Raw genomic sequence first — 15,286 nt, 5'->3', positions numbered from 1 at the left:
GTGGTCGACGTGCTGCGCTGACCCGTCGGTCGTGCCTGCAACCAGCGTCAGCGACAGAAGGAGGTTGCAGATGCGATCCTCACCTCGCCACTTCGATGGCCGTGACGGTGATGGCACCGTCCTTGTTGGACGCCGCGAACTTCACCTTGTCGCCTGGCTTGAGGTTGTCGAGCATCTTGGGGTCGGCGACCTTGAAGATCATCGTCATGCCTGGCATGTCGAGGTTGGCGATGGGGCCATGCTTCAGCGTCACCTTGCCTTGCTCCTTGTCGACCTTACGGACTTCGCCTTCGCTGGTCGCAGTTGCAGCCGCAGCGGCAGATGCAGCAGGAGGGTGATGCGCCGAGTGGTCCGCGGTCGAGGTCTGGGCGAAGGCCGCGCCAGACAAAGTCATTGCAGTGCCAACAACAAGCGAATACAGCTTCATGGAGAGCTCCGGTTTCGTGCGGTGAGGTAAGGCACACCCGCTCGCCGCGTTGACTCTTCGAATACGGCTCGGGTTCCGTCCGAGGTCAACGATTGGAGAGGCACGCCCAGCAGTGTTGACCTTGTCACAGTGGCAAGGTCAATGATGACGCCATCGACAACCCAAGGAGCAAGCGATGCAAGTCTTCCGCGTAGACGACATGACCTGCGGCCACTGCGTCAGCACCATCACCAAGGCCATCAAGGCCACCGACAAGGATGCGAAGGTCACCATCGACCTGGCGCAGCATCTCGTCATGGTGGAGCCGACCGAAGCGGACGCCCAGGAACTGAACGACGCCATCGCCGAGGCCGGCTACACGCCCGTGCCGGTGCAGGCCGCGACGGTGGTGGCAGAGCCCGTGAAGACGGGTGGCTGCTGCGGATGCCGCAGCTGACCTGGGAGTGCAGAAGCCTTTGAGGCATGTCAAGGCCGCACAGCAGGTGCCGCGCACATACTGACCGACGCAATCTCAGGAGGCCATATGAAGCTCGCCCTCGCAGCACTCGGCACCTCGTTCGTGCTGGCCGGGTGTGCCGCTGGCCCCAAGGAACAGGACCACGCCGCCCATCACCCGCCAGGTACCGCAGCTGCCGGTCCCGCGGCACCGACACCCGGGCAGATGGACTCGATGATGAAGTCGATGCAGGAGATGCACGACAGGATGATGGCTGCCAAGACGCCGGAGGATCGGTCCCGGCTGATGCAGGAGCACATGAAGCTCATGCAGGACAACATGGCGATGATGGGCCAGATGCGCAGCGGCAAGGGCGGTATGGGGATGGGCGGCATGCCCATGAGCCCGGAGATGATGGGCAAGCGCATGGACATGATGGAAATGATGATGAAGATGATGATGGACCGCGAGGCGATGAAGGCGCCAGCGGCCAAGTAGGTCGAGGCGGGTCATGCATCCCCAGGATCCCACTCCACCGTCGCGCTGGCGCTCGCCGTTGGGCGCCTTTATGCTCGTCGCGGGCGCGGTCGGCATCTATTACCTGCTCACCGAGCATTTGACGCACGTGACGCAGGCCATCCCTTACCTGTTCCTGCTGGCATGCCCGCTGATGCACTTCTTCCATGGACACGGGCACCATGGCCATCGCGACCACGGGCAGCGCAAGGACCATACGCCGCCGCCTTGACATGAAGTCCGGGCCTCGCGGTCACGTGAAGGCTGCCGAGCTGGCCTCGGGGCTGGGAGCCATCGCTCTGGGCGCTGGAGCGGCACTGTTACTGCCGGAGTGGCTCCGCGCCTACGCCCTGCCGCTGCTCGCTGGCGGCGCACTCGTCCACGGCATCGGCATGACCCTGAAGGTCCAGCTCGAGCGTCAGGACGGGCCACCCCTCTGGTGGGAGCGGGCATTGTTCTGGCTATGCTGGCTTGGCTTGGCCGTGCTCGGCCTGTGGATTGCAGCCGTCTTCGCCGCTCGATAGCGCGCCCTTGACCTTCCCACCGGGACAAGGTGGAGACTGTCGGCGACAACAGGAGAGCGCCATGCCCGACCGCACCAGCACCACCCACGATCACGCGCATCACGTGCATGCGGCCGAAGGCACCCACGTGATGCCCGACGGCACCGTGATGAAGGGCGGGCACCACGACCACGCGGCGCACGGCCACCACGACCACGGGCACCACGCCCACGCACCGTCGCAGCCGAAACCAGTCCCCGGTGTCGACACAAGCCAGGTTGAATACACCTGCCCGATGCACCCACAGGTGCGCCAGATGGGACCGGGGAGCTGCCCCATCTGCGGCATGGCGCTGGAGCCCGTGCTGGCCACTGCCGAGCAAGGCGAGAGCCCCGAGCTGCGCGACATGACGAAGCGCTTCTGGATCGGCACCGCACTGACCGTGCCTGTCTTCGCGCTGGAGATGGGCGGCCACCTGACGAACCTCAGTCACGTGCTCGGCCAGCAGATGTCGAACTGGATACAGCTGCTTCTCGGCACCCCGGTGGTGCTGTGGGCGGGCTGGCCCTTCTTCGTGCGCGCCGTCGCGTCGGTGAAGAACCGCAGCCTGAACATGTTCTCACTCATCGCGCTGGGCACCGGCGCGGCCTGGCTCTACAGCATCGTCGGCACGGTGGCACCGCAGCTGTTCCCCGCGAACCTGCGCATGGCCGATGGCGCCGTCGCGATCTACTTCGAGGCGGCGGCGGTCATCACCGTGCTCGTTCTGCTCGGCCAGGTGCTCGAGCTGCGCGCCCGTGAGAAGACCTCGGGCGCCATCAAGGCCCTGCTTGGCCTGGCACCGAAGACGGCGGTGAAGGTGAACGCCGACGGCAGCGACGAAGCCGTCCAGGTCGACGCCATCCAGGTCGGAGACCTGCTGCGCGTGCGCCCCGGCGAGAAGGTGCCGGTCGACGGCGAACTCACCGAGGGCAAGGGCAACGTCGACGAGTCGATGGTGACCGGCGAGCCGATCCCGGTGGCGAAGGCGATGGGCTCCAAGGTCACGGCCGGAACGCTGAACCAGACCGGTGGCTTCGTGATGCGCGCCGAGAAGGTCGGCGCCGACACCCTGCTCTCGCAGATCGTGCACATGGTGGCCGCCGCCCAGCGCAGCCGGGCTCCCATCCAGCGCATGGCCGACGAGGTGGCGGGCTGGTTTGTCCCCGTGGTGATCGGCGTGGCGGTGTTGACGTTCGTCGCCTGGCTGGTCTGGGGGCCGTCGCCGGCGTTCAGCTACGCGCTGATCACGGCGGTAGCCGTGCTCATCATTGCCTGCCCCTGTGCGCTGGGGCTGGCCACGCCGATGTCGATCATGGTGGGTGTCGGCCGTGGCGCGCAGAACGGCGTGCTGATCCGCGACGCCGAGGCGCTCGAACGCATGGAGAAGGTCGACACGCTGGTCGTTGACAAGACCGGGACGCTGACCGAGGGCCGGCCCAAAGTTGTTCACATCGAGCCCGCGCCGGGCTTCACCGCCGACGCCGTGCTGCAGAAGCTCGCGAGCGTCGAGCGTGCCAGTGAGCATCCGCTGGCGATGGCCATCGTGATGGACGCGCAGGACCGCAAGCTGCCGCTGTCGCCCGTCACGGACTTCGACTCGCCCGTCGGCAAGGGTGTCATCGGCACCGTCGACGGCCAGGTGATCGTCTCGGGCAGCGCCAAGTTCCTGGCCGAGCACGGCATCGACACGGCGATCCAGGTCGCCGCAGCGGAGGCGCAGCGCCAGAAGGCGGCGACGGTCATCTTCGTCGGCGTGGGCGGCGCGCTGGCAGGCTTCGTGGCGATTGCCGACCCGATCAAGGTGACGACGGCCCAGGCCCTGCGGGCTCTCAAGGGCGCGGGCGTGCGCATCGTCATGCTGACCGGCGACGGCAAGACCACGGCCGAGGCGGTCGGCCGCGAACTCGGCATCGACGAGGTCGTGGCCGAGGTCTTCCCCGAGGACAAGGCCTCGGTCGTGCAGCGTTTGAAGGCCGAGGGCCGGGTGGTGGCGATGGCCGGCGACGGCGTCAACGACGCGCCAGCCTTGGCTGCAGCCGACGTGGGCATCGCGATGGGGACCGGCACCGATGTGGCGATGGAGAGTTCGGGGATCACTCTGCTCAAGGGCGACCTGATGGGGATCGTGCGGGCGCGCACGCTGTCGCACGCAACCATGAAGAACATCCGGCAGAACCTGTTCCTGAGCTTTGCCTACAACGTCGCGGGCATTCCGCTCGCGGCCGGCGTCCTGTACCCGTTCTTCGGGCTGCTGCTGTCACCGGTGGTCGCCGCGGCGGCGATGGCGTTGTCGTCGGTGAGCGTGATCGGCAACGCATTGCGCCTGCGGACGGCGAAGGTGGACTGACGCAGGCAGGGCTTGCGCCGGCTTCGGTTTCACCTTGAACGGGTGTCCTCCAAGCCGGCAGTCGCCCGATGCCGAAGGCGGGTCCGTCAGAGCTTCAGCGACACCAACAAGGGCGATCAAAGATCGTCGGCAAGTTCCAGGTCCATCACTTCGGAAGCATCTCGCCTGGCCTTCGCAATCACGTCCCGTGCTGACTTGCCTTGTTCCCACAGGGTCAGCATGTCCGCCCAGGCCTGCATCATGATTCGACGCTCGGCTGCATAGCGCGCGACGTTGTAGGTTGCGGCGATGCGGTTTCGAGGGGCATGCGCCAGGGCCATCTCGATCCAGCGCTCATCGAACTTGGCCCTGTTCAGCGAGGTGCTGAACGTCCGTCTCAGGTCGTGCACGGTGAACGGCAGGAAGTCCGGCACCGTCGTCTGAATTCGGCTAATTGCCATGGCGATGACCCGGTTCAGGGTCGCATCGCTGATCGGAAGATCGCTGTCGTACCGTCCGGGGTGCAGATAGCGGCTCGCCGAGAAGCACGATCGCAGCGTCGTCAGGATGTCCAGCGCCTGGTCGCTCAGGTAGACGATGTGCGGCTTGCCGCCCTTCATCCTGCGCGATGGAATGGTCCAGGTCTCGCCGTCGAAGTCGACCTCGTCCCAGGTCGCGCCGATGAACTCGCCCTTGCGAACGCCCGTCAGGAGCACGAAGCGAACGGCCAGCCGCAGCGTGGGCATCGTCGCAGCCTGATCAAGCGCCGCGAGGAACAGGCGCAGCTCGCTCGGGGACAACGCCCGATCACGCGGCTCGAAGCGGGCGATGGCGCTCGCCTGCACGCGCTCGGCCGGGTTCGACACCTCGATCCCCTTGCGCTGGACATGCCGGTAGACCATCAGGACGATTTCCCGCGCGTGCACTGCCACAGCCGGACCCCGCTGTGCCTTGATGTCATCGCACAGGGCGGCGAGCCGGTTCGGCGTGATCTCCTCAAGCATCAACCTGCCGAGCGGCTTCTCCAGCGCGCGTTTGTAGGTCGATCGACGCATCGCGAGCGTGCTGTCGGCGAGCTGCTCGCCCTTGCTCTTCGGGTCGCCCTTGAACTCGAAGTAGCGCTCGACCCACTTGCCGAACGTCAGCGCGTCGGTTTCTGCGGCCTTCTTCTCCGCCTTCGCACGCGACGGCGACACGCCCTCGTCGAGCGAACGCTTCGCCTTGATCAGCAGGAGTCGGGCTTCGGCCAGGGACAGGCCCATGCCGTAGTCGAGCACGTCCATGGGCCGGGGTACGCGCGCCGGGGCTGTCGGATCGTAGCGACCGAGAGTCAGGGTCTCCCGCCGCTTGCCGATGCGGTAGTCGAACCGCAGGCTGACGCTCCCGGAAGGCGCCACGTAGGCATACAGCCCGTCCCGGTCGCTGACCTTGTAGGCCTTGTCCCGCGGCTTCAGGGCCTTGAGCTGGAGATCCGTGAGCGAGCGGACCCGCGAAGGGACCGCGCTGGCGGACTCGTCCAGGTGGCGTACGACTGACATGAGGGCCTCACCGATACCGTCACCCGATACCGTCAGACCGCCTGACGGTACTTTTCGAGCGACTTCAGCGTAGCAGCGCAAAGCCCGTCAGGGATACCGTCACTTGGTCGCGGTCGACGATGAACGCCGATGTACTGCCTGAACGCTAACCCATTGTCACGTCACGGGAATTTGCGATTCGGCGAACTACGCCGAACGCTGTCGAGCCATTCTGGCTCATTCCCACTCGATCGTCGCTGGCGGCTTGCTGCTCACGTCGTAGGTCACGCGGTTGATGCCGCGCACCTCGTTGATGATGCGGCCCGAGGTGCGCTTGAGCAGCGCATAGGGCAGTTCGGCCCAGTCGGCGGTCATGAAGTCGCTGGTCTGCACCGCGCGCAGCGCGACCACGTAGTCGTAGGTGCGACCGTCGCCCATCACGCCCACGCTCTTGACCGGCAGGAAGACCGCGAAGGCCTGGCTGGTGAGCTCGTACCAGGTCTTGCCGGAGGCCGGGTCGACGGTGTTGCGCAGCTCCTCGATGAAGATCGCGTCGGCGCGGCGCAGCAGGTCGGCGTAGTCCTTCTTCACCTCGCCGAGGATGCGCACGCCCAGGCCAGGGCCCGGGAAGGGATGGCGGTAGACCATGTCGTGCGGCAGGCCCAGGGCCACGCCCAGCTCGCGCACCTCGTCCTTGAACAGGTCGCGCAGCGGCTCGAGCAGCTTCAGGCCGAGCTGCTCGGGCAGGCCGCCGACGTTGTGGTGGCTCTTGATCGTGGTGGCCTTCTTGGTCTTGGCACCGCCCGACTCGATGACGTCCGGGTAGATCGTGCCCTGCGCCAGAAAGGTCGCGCCGCGGTGCCCCGCGCCGCTCGCCTTGAGCTTGGCCGCCTCGGCCTTGAAGACATCGACGAACAGCCGGCCGATGATCTTGCGCTTGGCCTCGGGGTCGGCCACGCCGGCCAGCTCGTTCATGAACAGCTCGGCGGCATCGACGCGGACCACCTTCGCGTGCAGCTTGCCGGCGAACATCTCCATCACCATGTCGCCTTCGTTCAGGCGCAGCAGGCCGTGATCGACGAACACGCAGGTCAGCCGGTCGCCGATGGCGCGGTGGATCAGCGCCGCCGCCACGCTGGAGTCCACGCCACCCGACAGGCCGAGGATCACCTCCTCGTCACCCACCTGCGCACGGATCGCCGCCACCGCCTCGGCGACATGATCCTTCATCACCCAGTCGGGCTGCGCCTTCGCGATCTCGAGCACGAAGCGCTCCAGCAGCGCGCGCCCCTGCACCGTGTGCGTGACCTCGGGGTGGAACTGCACCGCGTAGTAGCCGCGCGATTCGTCGGCCATGCCGGCGATCGGGCAGCTCGGCGTGCTGGCCATCAGCTTAAAGCCGGGCGGCAGCTTGGTGACCTTGTCGCCGTGGCTCATCCACACCTTCAGCATGCCATGGCCCTCAGGGGTGCTGAAGTCCTCGATGCCCTGCAGCAGCCGGGTGTGGCCATGCGCCCTCACCTCGGCGTAGCCGAACTCGCGGTGCGCGCTGGCCTCAACCTCGCCGCCCTGCTGGACCACCATCGTGAACATGCCGTAGCAGATGCCGAGCACCGGCACGCCCAGCTCCCACACCGCCTGCGGGGCGCGCAGGTCGTGGTCCTCGTAGGTGCTGGCGTGGCTGCCCGACAGGATGATGCCCTTCGGCGCGAACTCGCGGATGAACTCGTCCGACACGTCGTTCGGGTGGATCTCGCAGTACACATGCGCCTCGCGGACGCGCCTTGCGATCAGCTGCGTGACCTGGGAACCGAAGTCGAGGATGAGGATCTTGTCGTGCATGGTGGAGGGCTCGAGACGGTTCGATCAGACGGGAGATTCGGTCGCGACAGCCGCGGCGCGCTGGCCGCGCTGCGCACGGAAATGCCGCAGCGCCAGCAGCATGGCCGTGGCCTGCAGCACGGCGCAGAAGTAGTAGGGGGCGCCGATGCGCCAGTCGCCCTGCGGCAGGTGCGACACCAGGCCGAGCAGCGGTGCACCGATCACCGGCGCCACCACGGCCATCAGGCTGTTCAATGACGACACCGCGCCCATCGTCTGCCCCTGGGTGCGCGGGTCGGCAGCGTTCGACACGATGCTCTGCAGGCAGGCCGTGACGCCGAACCCGAGCACGTTGCACGCGATCACCACGTACATCATCCAGCCCTCGGTCGCGAGGCCCCAGCAGACATAGGCCAGGCTCGACGACACCAAGCCGGTCACCGCCAGCCGCTGCGCGCTGAAGCGCCTGAGCAGCCGCCCCAGCAGCATGCCCTGCACCAGGGCCGACATCAGCCCGACCGCGAACAGCGACCAGCCGTTCTCCAGCGGTCCCCAGCCGAACTTGTAGGTGGTGTACAGCACCCAGGTGATGTGCAGCGTGAACTGCACCAGCCCCGACAGCGCCAGCACCGCCACCAGCGAGCCCACGCCCTTCAGGCCGGCCAGGTCCCGGAGCGCGCTGAACGGGTTGGCGCGCTTCCAGTCGATCGCACGCCGGCGCTCGGCAGGCAGCGACTCGGGCAGCACCAGCCAGCCGTACAGGCAGTTCACCAGCGCCAGTGAGCCTGCCACGTAGAACGGCAGGTGCAGGTCGATCGCGCCGAGCAGCCCGCCCAGCACCGGCCCGAGGATGAAGCCCAGGCCGAACATCGCGCCCAGCAGTCCGAAGCGCCGTGCCCGCTGTTCGGGCGGCGTGATGTCGGCGACGTAGGCGTTGGCGACCGCGGCATTCGCCTGCATCGCCCCGCCGACGAGGCGCACCGCCACCAGCATCCACAGCGCCGTCGACAGCGCCGTGAAGAAGAAGTTGAGCGCGAGGCCGCAGAAGCCGATCAGCAGCACCGGCCGGCGCCCGTAGCGGTCGGACAGTGCGCCGAGGATCGGCGAGCCGAAGAAGTTGGCGATCGCAAAGGCGAAGGTGACCACGCCGAACCAGAACGCGGTGTCGGAGGGCGAGCCGGTGAAGCTGCCGACCAGCAGCGGCAGCACCGGGATGATCAGGCCGATCGACACCATGTCGATCAGCACCGTGATCAGGATGAAGGGCATGGCCGCTACGCGGGCCCGCGGCGGGGAGGTCATCGGCTCGGTCTTTCCAGCCCGCCGTCGGCGCGGGCGCCACGGATCGACACGCCCTCGGCGTGCCGCCGTGTCGGTTCAGTCGGCGCGGTAATTCGGCGCTTCCTTGGTGATCTGCACGTCGTGCACGTGGCTCTCGCGGATGCCGGCCGAGGTGATCTCGACGAACTCGGCACGCTCGCGCATCTCCTCCACCGAGGCGCAGCCGCAATAGCCCATCGAGGCGCGCAAGCCGCCGGCCATCTGGAACAGGATGGCGATCACCGAGCCCTTGTAGGGCACCCGGCCTTCGATGCCCTCGGGCACCAGCTTGTCCGCGTTCGGGTTGGCGCCCGTGTTGTCCTGGAAGTAGCGGTCGGCGCTGCCCTGCTGCATGGCACCGATCGAGCCCATGCCGCGGTAGCTCTTGTAGCTACGGCCCTGGTACAGCACGATCTCGCCCGGCGCTTCCTCGGTGCCGGCGAACATGCCCCCCATCATCACGGTGTTGGCGCCGGCGGCCAGGGCCTTGGCGATGTCGCCGGAGTAGCGGATGCCGCCGTCGGCGATCAGCGGGACGCCGCTGCCCTTGAGCGCGGTGGCCACGTTGTCGATCGCGGTGATCTGCGGCACGCCGACGCCAGCGACGATGCGGGTGGTGCAGATCGAGCCCGGCCCGATGCCGACCTTCACGCCGTCGGCGCCCGCCTCGGCCAACGCCAGCGCCGCCTCGCCGGTGGCGATGTTGCCGCCGATCACGTCGACCTGCGGATAGTTCCTCTTGACCCAGCGCACGCGCTCGATCACGCCCTTGCTGTGGCCGTGCGCCGTGTCGACGACGATCGCATCGACGCCAGCCTTCACCAGCGCCTCGACGCGCTCCTCGGTGCCCTCGCCGACACCGACCGCGGCGCCGACCCTCAGCTTGCCCTGGGCGTCGCGCGCTGCGTTCGGGAAGTTGGTCTGCTTGGTGATGTCCTTCACCGTGAACAGGCCGCGCAGCTCGTTGGCGGCGTTCACGACCACCACGCGCTCGAGCTTGTGCCGGTGCATCAGCGACTTGGCTTCCTCGAGCGTGGCGCCCTCGTTGACCGAGACGAGGCGCTCGCGCGGCGTCATGATCTCGCGCACCGGCGCATCCAGTCGGGTCTCGAAGCGCAGGTCGCGACCCGTGACGATGCCGACGACCTTGCCGTCGTCGACCACCGGGAAGCCGGAGATGCCGTGCTGGCGCGACAGGTTGATCACGTCCTGGACCCGAACGCCCGATGAAATGGTGATCGGATCGCGCAGGAGTCCCGACTCGTAGCGCTTGACGCGCGAGACCTCGGCGGCCTGCTGCTTGGGGCTGAGATTCTTGTGGACGATGCCGATGCCGCCCTCCTGCGCCAGCGCGATCGCGAGGCGCGCCTCGGTCACCGTGTCCATGGCGGCAGACGCCAGCGGCAGGTTCAACGTGATGTTGCGGGACAGACGCGTCGCCAGGCTGGTGTCGCGCGGCAGGACCTGGGAGAAGGCGGGCACCAGCAACACATCGTCGAAGGTGAGTGCTTTGCCGAGAAGGCGCATGGGAAAAGCTCCAGTCGCAAAAGCAGATTATACGGAGGCGGCTCTGTGCGACGTTCCGGCGTGAGGAATGCACGCTCGCTGCCGCCGGCGACCGGACCCCTGCCGTCGCGCTGCACGGCCGTTCGCGGGTCGACCGCTAAACTCGCGCCATGACCGCACTCACCACCCGCTGGCTCGGCGCCCTGCTCGGCGCCTGCGTGCTCGTCGCCTGCCTGCCGGCCCAGGCGCAATGGAAGTGGCGCGACGGCCGAGGCCAGGTCCAGTACAGCGATCTGCCGCCGCCCTCCGGTACGCCGGCGAAGGACATCCTGCAGCGCCCGCTGAGCGCTGCGCCGGTGGTCGTGCAGCCCGCCGCGAGTGCGGCGTCGGCACCGGCCGCTGCCGCCAGCGCCAGCGATCCCGCGCTCGAGGCCAAGCGCAAGCAGGCCGAGCAGGAAGAGGCCGCCAAGCGACGCGCCGACGAGGCACGTGTCGCCCAGCAGAAGGCGCAGAACTGCGAACGCGCCCGCACCTACATGCGCTCGCTCGACAGCGGCCAGCGCATCGCCCGCACCAACGCCCAGGGCGAGCGCGAGATCCTCGACGACGCCGCCCGTGCCCGAGAGGTCGAGCAGACCCGCCAGGCGATGGTCACCGAGTGCCGCTGAGCAGGCTGCGCTGGCGGCGGTAGCGCAGGCGCCGCGCTTCCTTCGGATCGACCGTCAGCGGTCGGTAGACCTCCACCCGATCGCCCTCGCGCAGCCGTTCGTCCGTCGGACACAGACGTCCCCACACGCCGACGCGCAGCACCGCCAGGTCGATCTCCGGGTGCCGCTCCAGCAGGCCGCTCGCCTGCAGCGCCTGCAGCGCGGTGCAGCCCTCGGCCAGCACCAGCTCGCTCAGGTCGACCGCGCGCCCGCGCGGGCTGTAGGCCACCTCCACCCGCACCGGCTGACCCTCAGCGCGGCCCATGCACCTGCTCGGCGCGCTTGACGAAGGAGTCGACCAGGGTGTTGGCGATGCGATCGAACACCGGGCTCACCACCGCTTCCAGCGCGAGGCTGCTGAAGGCATAGCGCAGGTCGAGCTCGACGCGGCAGGCCCGCGGCGCCGCGCTGTCGTCGGCCGGGGCGCCCAGCGGCACGAACTGCCACACACCCTCCAGTTGCGAGAACGGCCCGTCGACCAGCGAGACCACGACCGACCGGCCGGCCTGGTGCTCGTTGCGGGTGGTGAAAGCGTGGCGGACGCCGTGGTAGGCCAGATGCAGGCGGGCCGTCATGCCGTGCTCGGTCGATTCGAGCACCTCGGTGCGGTCGCACCACGGCAGGAACTGCGGATAGGCCGGCACGTCGGTGACGAGTGCGTACATCTCCTGCGCCGAGTACCACAGCAGAACGGACTTCTTGACGTGCTTCATACAATGAAGCGATTCTATTGAGAGGCTTCATGGCCATCGCAGACAACAAGAAGGCCCGCTTCAACTACACCATCGAGGAGCAGTTCGAGGCCGGCATGGTGCTCGAAGGCTGGGAAGTGAAGGCCATCCGCGCCGGCCAGGTGCAGCTGACCGATGGCTACGTCGTCGTCAAGGACGGCGAGCTGTTCCTGATCGGCTGCCGGATCAACCCGCTGCGCACCGCGTCCACCCACGTCCACCCGCAGGCCGACCGGACCAAGAAGCTGCTGATGAAGAAGGACGAGATCCGTCGTCTGGTCGGCAAGGTCGAGCAGAAGGGCTACACGCTGGTGCCGCTGAACCTGCACTACAAGGGCGGGCGCGTGAAGGCCGACATCGCCCTCGCCAAGGGCAAGGACCTGCATGACAAGCGCGAGACCGAGAAGAAGCGCGACTGGGAGCGGGAGAAAGGCCAGTTGATGCGGCACAAGATCAGCAGCCCCCGCAAGGACACCTGAGCCCACACCTCAGGGCGGCAGTATGGCCAGGGCCTGTTCGAGGTCGGCCTGCAGATCCTCCACGGCCTCGAGCCCGACCGAGAAACGCACCAGCGTGCCCTGCCCCGCCGCGGCCGGTCCGCGCAGCACGGTCAGGTCGTAGGGTACCGCCAGGCTCATCGGTCCGCCCCAGGAATAGCCGATCCTGAACAGCCGCAGCGCATCGACGAAGGCGTCGACCTGCGGCTGCGTGAAGCGCGCATCGAACACCACCGAGAACAGCCCCGCTGCGGCACGGCAGCTGGCGGCCCAGTGCGCATGGCCGGGTGCGCCGGCCAGTGCCGGGTGCAGCACCTGCACCACCTCGGGCCGCGTCTGCCACCACGCCGCCAGCCGGCGCGCGGCGGCGTCGTGCGCGGCATAGCGCAGCGCCAGCGTCGGCAGCGAGCGCAGCACGAACTCCACATCGTTCGCACCGACGCCCAGGCCGAGGTGCATGTGCGTCATCGTCAGGCGCTGGTGCAGCGCCTCGTCGCGTGTCGTCACCGAGCCCATCAGCACGTCGCCACCACCCGACGGGTACTTGGTCAGCGCGTGCACCGAGATGTCGACGCCCTGATCGAAGGGCGAGAAGGCGATGCCGGCGCCCCAGGTGTTGTCGAGCGCGGTCGTCACGCCCCGCGCCCGGCAGGCACCCACCAGGCCGGCCAGGTCGGGGAACTCCATCGTCACCGATCCCGCCGCCTCGAGCCAGACAAGCTTCGTCTGCGGTCCGATCATCGCAGCCAGTGCCGCGGCATCCAGCGGGTCGTACAACCGGTGCGTGACCCCGAGGCGCGCCAGCTCCTGCCGTGCCAGCTCCTTGCCGGGACCGTAGACGTTGGCCGGCAGCAGCACCTCATCGCCCGACTTGAGCAGGGTCAGGTTCACCAGCACGATCGCCGCGAGGCCGCTCGGCGCCAGCAGGGTCCGGCGCCCGCCCTCGAGCGTCGCGATGCGTTCCTCGAGCGTGAAGGTGGTTGGCGTGCCGTGCAGGCCATAGGTGTAGCCGGTCTTCTCCTTCCAGTTGCGGGCGCGCAGGGCCGCCACGTTGCGGAAGATCACCGTCGAGGCCTTGTGCACCGCCGGCGGCACCGCGCCGAAGCCAGCCGGCGGCTCGTAGCGGTGGTGGATCAGGCCGGTGGTGAGCGGATCGTCCCCGCGCCGTCCGTCGTCGCTGCCGCCGCTCATGCGCGACTCACAGCGGTTGGCCCACCAGGTCGTGGCCCTGGGTGCCGACGATGCGGGCGCGCGTGAACTCGCCCACGCGCAACTGCTTCGAGGCCTTCTGCGGCGGCAGCAGGTGCACCACGCCGTCGATCTCGGGCGCGTCGGCGTAACTGCGGCCTCGGCCGCCCTTCTTGCCGAGCGCCGGTGCAGCATCGATCAGCACCTGCATCTCGGCGCCGACGCGCTCGCGCAGCTTCTCGGCCGACACCGCCTCGGCGACCGCCATGAAGCGCGCCCGGCGTTCCTCGCGCACGGCCTCGGGCAAGGCGCCGGCCAGCGCGTTCGCGCTCGCGCCTTCGACCGGCGAGTAGGCAAAGCAGCCGGCCCGGTCGATGCGGGCCTCTCGCATGAAGTCGAGCAGGTGCGCGAACTCGGCCTCGGTCTCGCCGGGGAAGCCAGCGATGAAGGTCGAGCGCACCACGATCTGCGGGCAAGCCTCGCGCCAGCGCTGCAGCGCTCGAGGTTCTTCTCGCCGTTGGCGGGCCGCTTCATGCGCTTGAGCACGTCGGGATGCGCGTGCTGGAACGGCACGTCCAGGTAGGGCAGCACCCGGCCGGCGGCCATCATCGGCAGGATCTCGTCGACGTGCGGATAGGGATAGACGTAGTGCAGCCGCACCCACGCGCCGAAGTGCTCGGCCAGCTCGCCCAGGCGCTCCACCAGGTCGGTCATGCGCGTCTTCACCGGCTTGCCGTCCCAGAAGCCGGTGCGGTACTTCACGTCGACGCCGTAAGCCGAGGTGTCCTGGCTGATCACCAACAGTTCCTTCACGCCCGACTCGAACAGCGCACGTGCCTCGTTCAGCACGTCGCCGATCGGCCGCGACACCAGGTCGCCGCGCATGCTGGGGATGATGCAGAAGCTGCAGCGATGGTTGCAGCCTTCGCTGATCTTCAGGTAGGCGTAGTGCCTGGGCGTGAGCTTCACGCCGTAGGCCGGCACCAGGTCGACGAAGGGATCGTGCGGCTTGGGCACGTGCACGTGCACGGCGTCCATGACCTCCTGCGTCGCGTGCGGCCCGGTCACCGCCAGCACGCTCGGGTGCATCTGGCGCACCAGGTTGCCGCCGCCCTCGCCCGCCTTCGCGCCCAGGCAGCCGGTGACGATGACCCGGCCGTTCTCGGCCAGCGCCTCGCCGATGGTGTCGAGGCTCTCCTTCACAGCGTCGTCGATGAAGCCGCAGGTGTTGACGATCACCAGGTCGGCACCAGCGAAGCTCTTCGAGGTGTCGTAACCCTCGGCACGCAGTTGCGTGAGGATGAGCTCCGAATCGGTCAGCGCCTTGGGGCAACCGAGCGAGACGAAGCCGATCTTGGGGATGTTGCGGGAGGCGGCGTCGCCCGAGGTCAGGGCGGTCGAAGCCGCATCAGCAGTCTGGGTCATCGGCGGATTTTCGCCGATCCGGGTCGTCCTGCCTTCGCGTGGGCCGAGGCCGGCCGGTGGCGGCTACTTCTTCGCGCCGGTGGTTGCCGAGAACAGGCTCTCGGTCTGCTTGTGCATCTGCTCCTGCATCTGCACGAACAGGTTCTTCGACTGGTCGAGGTAGCTGCTCATCAGGCCCTGCATCATCGGCGCCTGCACGTTCATGAACTGCGCCCACAGCTCGGGGCTGTAGGCCTTGCCGGTGCTCAGCCCGGACTGCTCGGCGAAGCGGCTCTGCATCTCGGTGAAGGCCTGGATGTTCTTCTCGAGGTAGGAGCCCAGCAG

15 protein-coding genes and 2 pseudogenes are annotated in these 15,286 nt (G+C 68.0%); 7 read left to right on the top strand and 10 right to left on the bottom strand.

Going from position 1 to position 15,286, the window contains the following annotated elements:
- Positions 1-79: 79 nt before the first annotated feature.
- On the bottom strand, positions 80-427 hold the full coding sequence (locus Y694_RS00525; protein WP_197028703.1) for a copper-binding protein: 348 nt from the start codon (positions 425-427) through the stop codon (positions 80-82).
- Between the two features lie 175 nt (positions 428-602).
- Here Y694_RS00525 and Y694_RS00520 point away from each other — a divergent pair, with 175 nt between their 5' ends.
- The 5 genes from Y694_RS00520 (at position 603) to Y694_RS00500 (ending at position 4,271) form a co-directional block, all read left to right on the top strand.
- Complete coding sequence (locus tag Y694_RS00520) at positions 603-863, top strand: heavy-metal-associated domain-containing protein (protein WP_036228819.1); 261 nt, start codon at positions 603-605, stop codon at positions 861-863.
- Positions 864-950: 87 nt separating this feature from the next.
- Positions 951-1,361, top strand: coding sequence for a hypothetical protein (locus Y694_RS00515; protein ID WP_036228817.1), 411 nt, complete (start codon positions 951-953; stop codon positions 1,359-1,361).
- Positions 1,362-1,431: 70 nt separating this feature from the next.
- Entirely contained in the window at positions 1,432-1,611 is a 180-nt protein-coding gene (locus Y694_RS00510; protein ID WP_081771227.1) for a DUF2933 domain-containing protein, read from the top strand.
- Between the two features lie 25 nt (positions 1,612-1,636).
- A complete protein-coding gene (locus Y694_RS00505; protein ID WP_152543424.1) occupies positions 1,637-1,903 on the top strand; it encodes a hypothetical protein in 267 nt (88 codons plus the stop codon).
- 61 nt (positions 1,904-1,964) lie between these two features.
- The gene (locus Y694_RS00500; protein WP_275452070.1) at positions 1,965-4,271 is read left to right on the top strand and encodes a copper-translocating P-type ATPase; all 2,307 of its coding nucleotides are present in this window, start codon (positions 1,965-1,967) and stop codon (positions 4,269-4,271) included.
- A 116-nt stretch (positions 4,272-4,387) separates the two neighbouring features.
- Here Y694_RS00500 and Y694_RS00495 read toward each other — a convergent pair whose 3' ends face one another.
- The 4 genes and pseudogenes from Y694_RS00495 to guaB form a co-directional block, all read right to left on the bottom strand.
- Entirely contained in the window at positions 4,388-5,788 is a 1,401-nt protein-coding gene (locus Y694_RS00495) for a site-specific integrase (protein ID WP_051495430.1), read from the bottom strand.
- 216 nt (positions 5,789-6,004) lie between these two features.
- Positions 6,005-7,609, bottom strand: coding sequence for a glutamine-hydrolyzing GMP synthase (gene guaA, locus Y694_RS00490; RefSeq protein WP_011829221.1), 1,605 nt, complete (start codon positions 7,607-7,609; stop codon positions 6,005-6,007).
- Between the two features lie 24 nt (positions 7,610-7,633).
- Positions 7,634-8,920, bottom strand: a pseudogene (locus Y694_RS00485) (MFS transporter); the annotation flags it as partial.
- A gap of 45 nt (positions 8,921-8,965) precedes the next feature.
- Positions 8,966-10,435: an IMP dehydrogenase gene (gene guaB, locus Y694_RS00480; protein ID WP_011829219.1), complete on the bottom strand. Its 1,470-nt coding sequence runs from the start codon at positions 10,433-10,435 to the stop codon at positions 8,966-8,968.
- A 149-nt stretch (positions 10,436-10,584) separates the two neighbouring features.
- On the opposite strand from guaB, the gene Y694_RS00475 reads away from it, so the two are divergent.
- The gene (locus tag Y694_RS00475; protein ID WP_011829218.1) at positions 10,585-11,082 is read left to right on the top strand and encodes a DUF4124 domain-containing protein; all 498 of its coding nucleotides are present in this window, start codon (positions 10,585-10,587) and stop codon (positions 11,080-11,082) included.
- Here Y694_RS00475 and Y694_RS00470 read toward each other — a convergent pair.
- A complete protein-coding gene (locus Y694_RS00470; protein WP_036228810.1) occupies positions 11,066-11,386 on the bottom strand; it encodes an RnfH family protein in 321 nt (106 codons plus the stop codon). The genes Y694_RS00475 and Y694_RS00470 overlap by 17 nt on opposite strands.
- The gene (locus Y694_RS00465; protein ID WP_011829216.1) at positions 11,373-11,834 is read right to left on the bottom strand and encodes a type II toxin-antitoxin system RatA family toxin; all 462 of its coding nucleotides are present in this window, start codon (positions 11,832-11,834) and stop codon (positions 11,373-11,375) included. The genes Y694_RS00470 and Y694_RS00465 overlap by 14 nt, the downstream gene beginning before the upstream one ends.
- A gap of 29 nt (positions 11,835-11,863) precedes the next feature.
- On the opposite strand from Y694_RS00465, the gene smpB reads away from it, so the two are divergent.
- A complete protein-coding gene (gene smpB, locus Y694_RS00460; protein ID WP_011829215.1) occupies positions 11,864-12,331 on the top strand; it encodes an SsrA-binding protein SmpB in 468 nt (155 codons plus the stop codon).
- A 9-nt stretch (positions 12,332-12,340) separates the two neighbouring features.
- Here smpB and Y694_RS00455 read toward each other — a convergent pair whose 3' ends face one another.
- The 3 genes and pseudogenes from Y694_RS00455 to Y694_RS00445 form a co-directional block, all read right to left on the bottom strand.
- Complete coding sequence (locus Y694_RS00455) at positions 12,341-13,540, bottom strand: cystathionine beta-lyase (RefSeq protein ID WP_036228806.1); 1,200 nt, start codon at positions 13,538-13,540, stop codon at positions 12,341-12,343.
- Between the two features lie 7 nt (positions 13,541-13,547).
- Positions 13,548-14,962 (bottom strand): annotated as a pseudogene (rimO, locus tag Y694_RS00450) (30S ribosomal protein S12 methylthiotransferase RimO).
- A 63-nt stretch (positions 14,963-15,025) separates the two neighbouring features.
- On the bottom strand, positions 15,026-15,286 hold a 261-nt coding region (locus Y694_RS00445; RefSeq protein ID WP_036228801.1), incomplete at its 5' end, for a PHB accumulation regulatory domain-containing protein.

This window comes from Methylibium sp. T29-B, from assembly GCF_000576225.1.
Classification (GTDB): domain Bacteria; phylum Pseudomonadota; class Gammaproteobacteria; order Burkholderiales; family Burkholderiaceae_C; genus Methylibium; species Methylibium petroleiphilum.
This window is presented reverse-complemented; position numbering and strand designations above follow the sequence as displayed.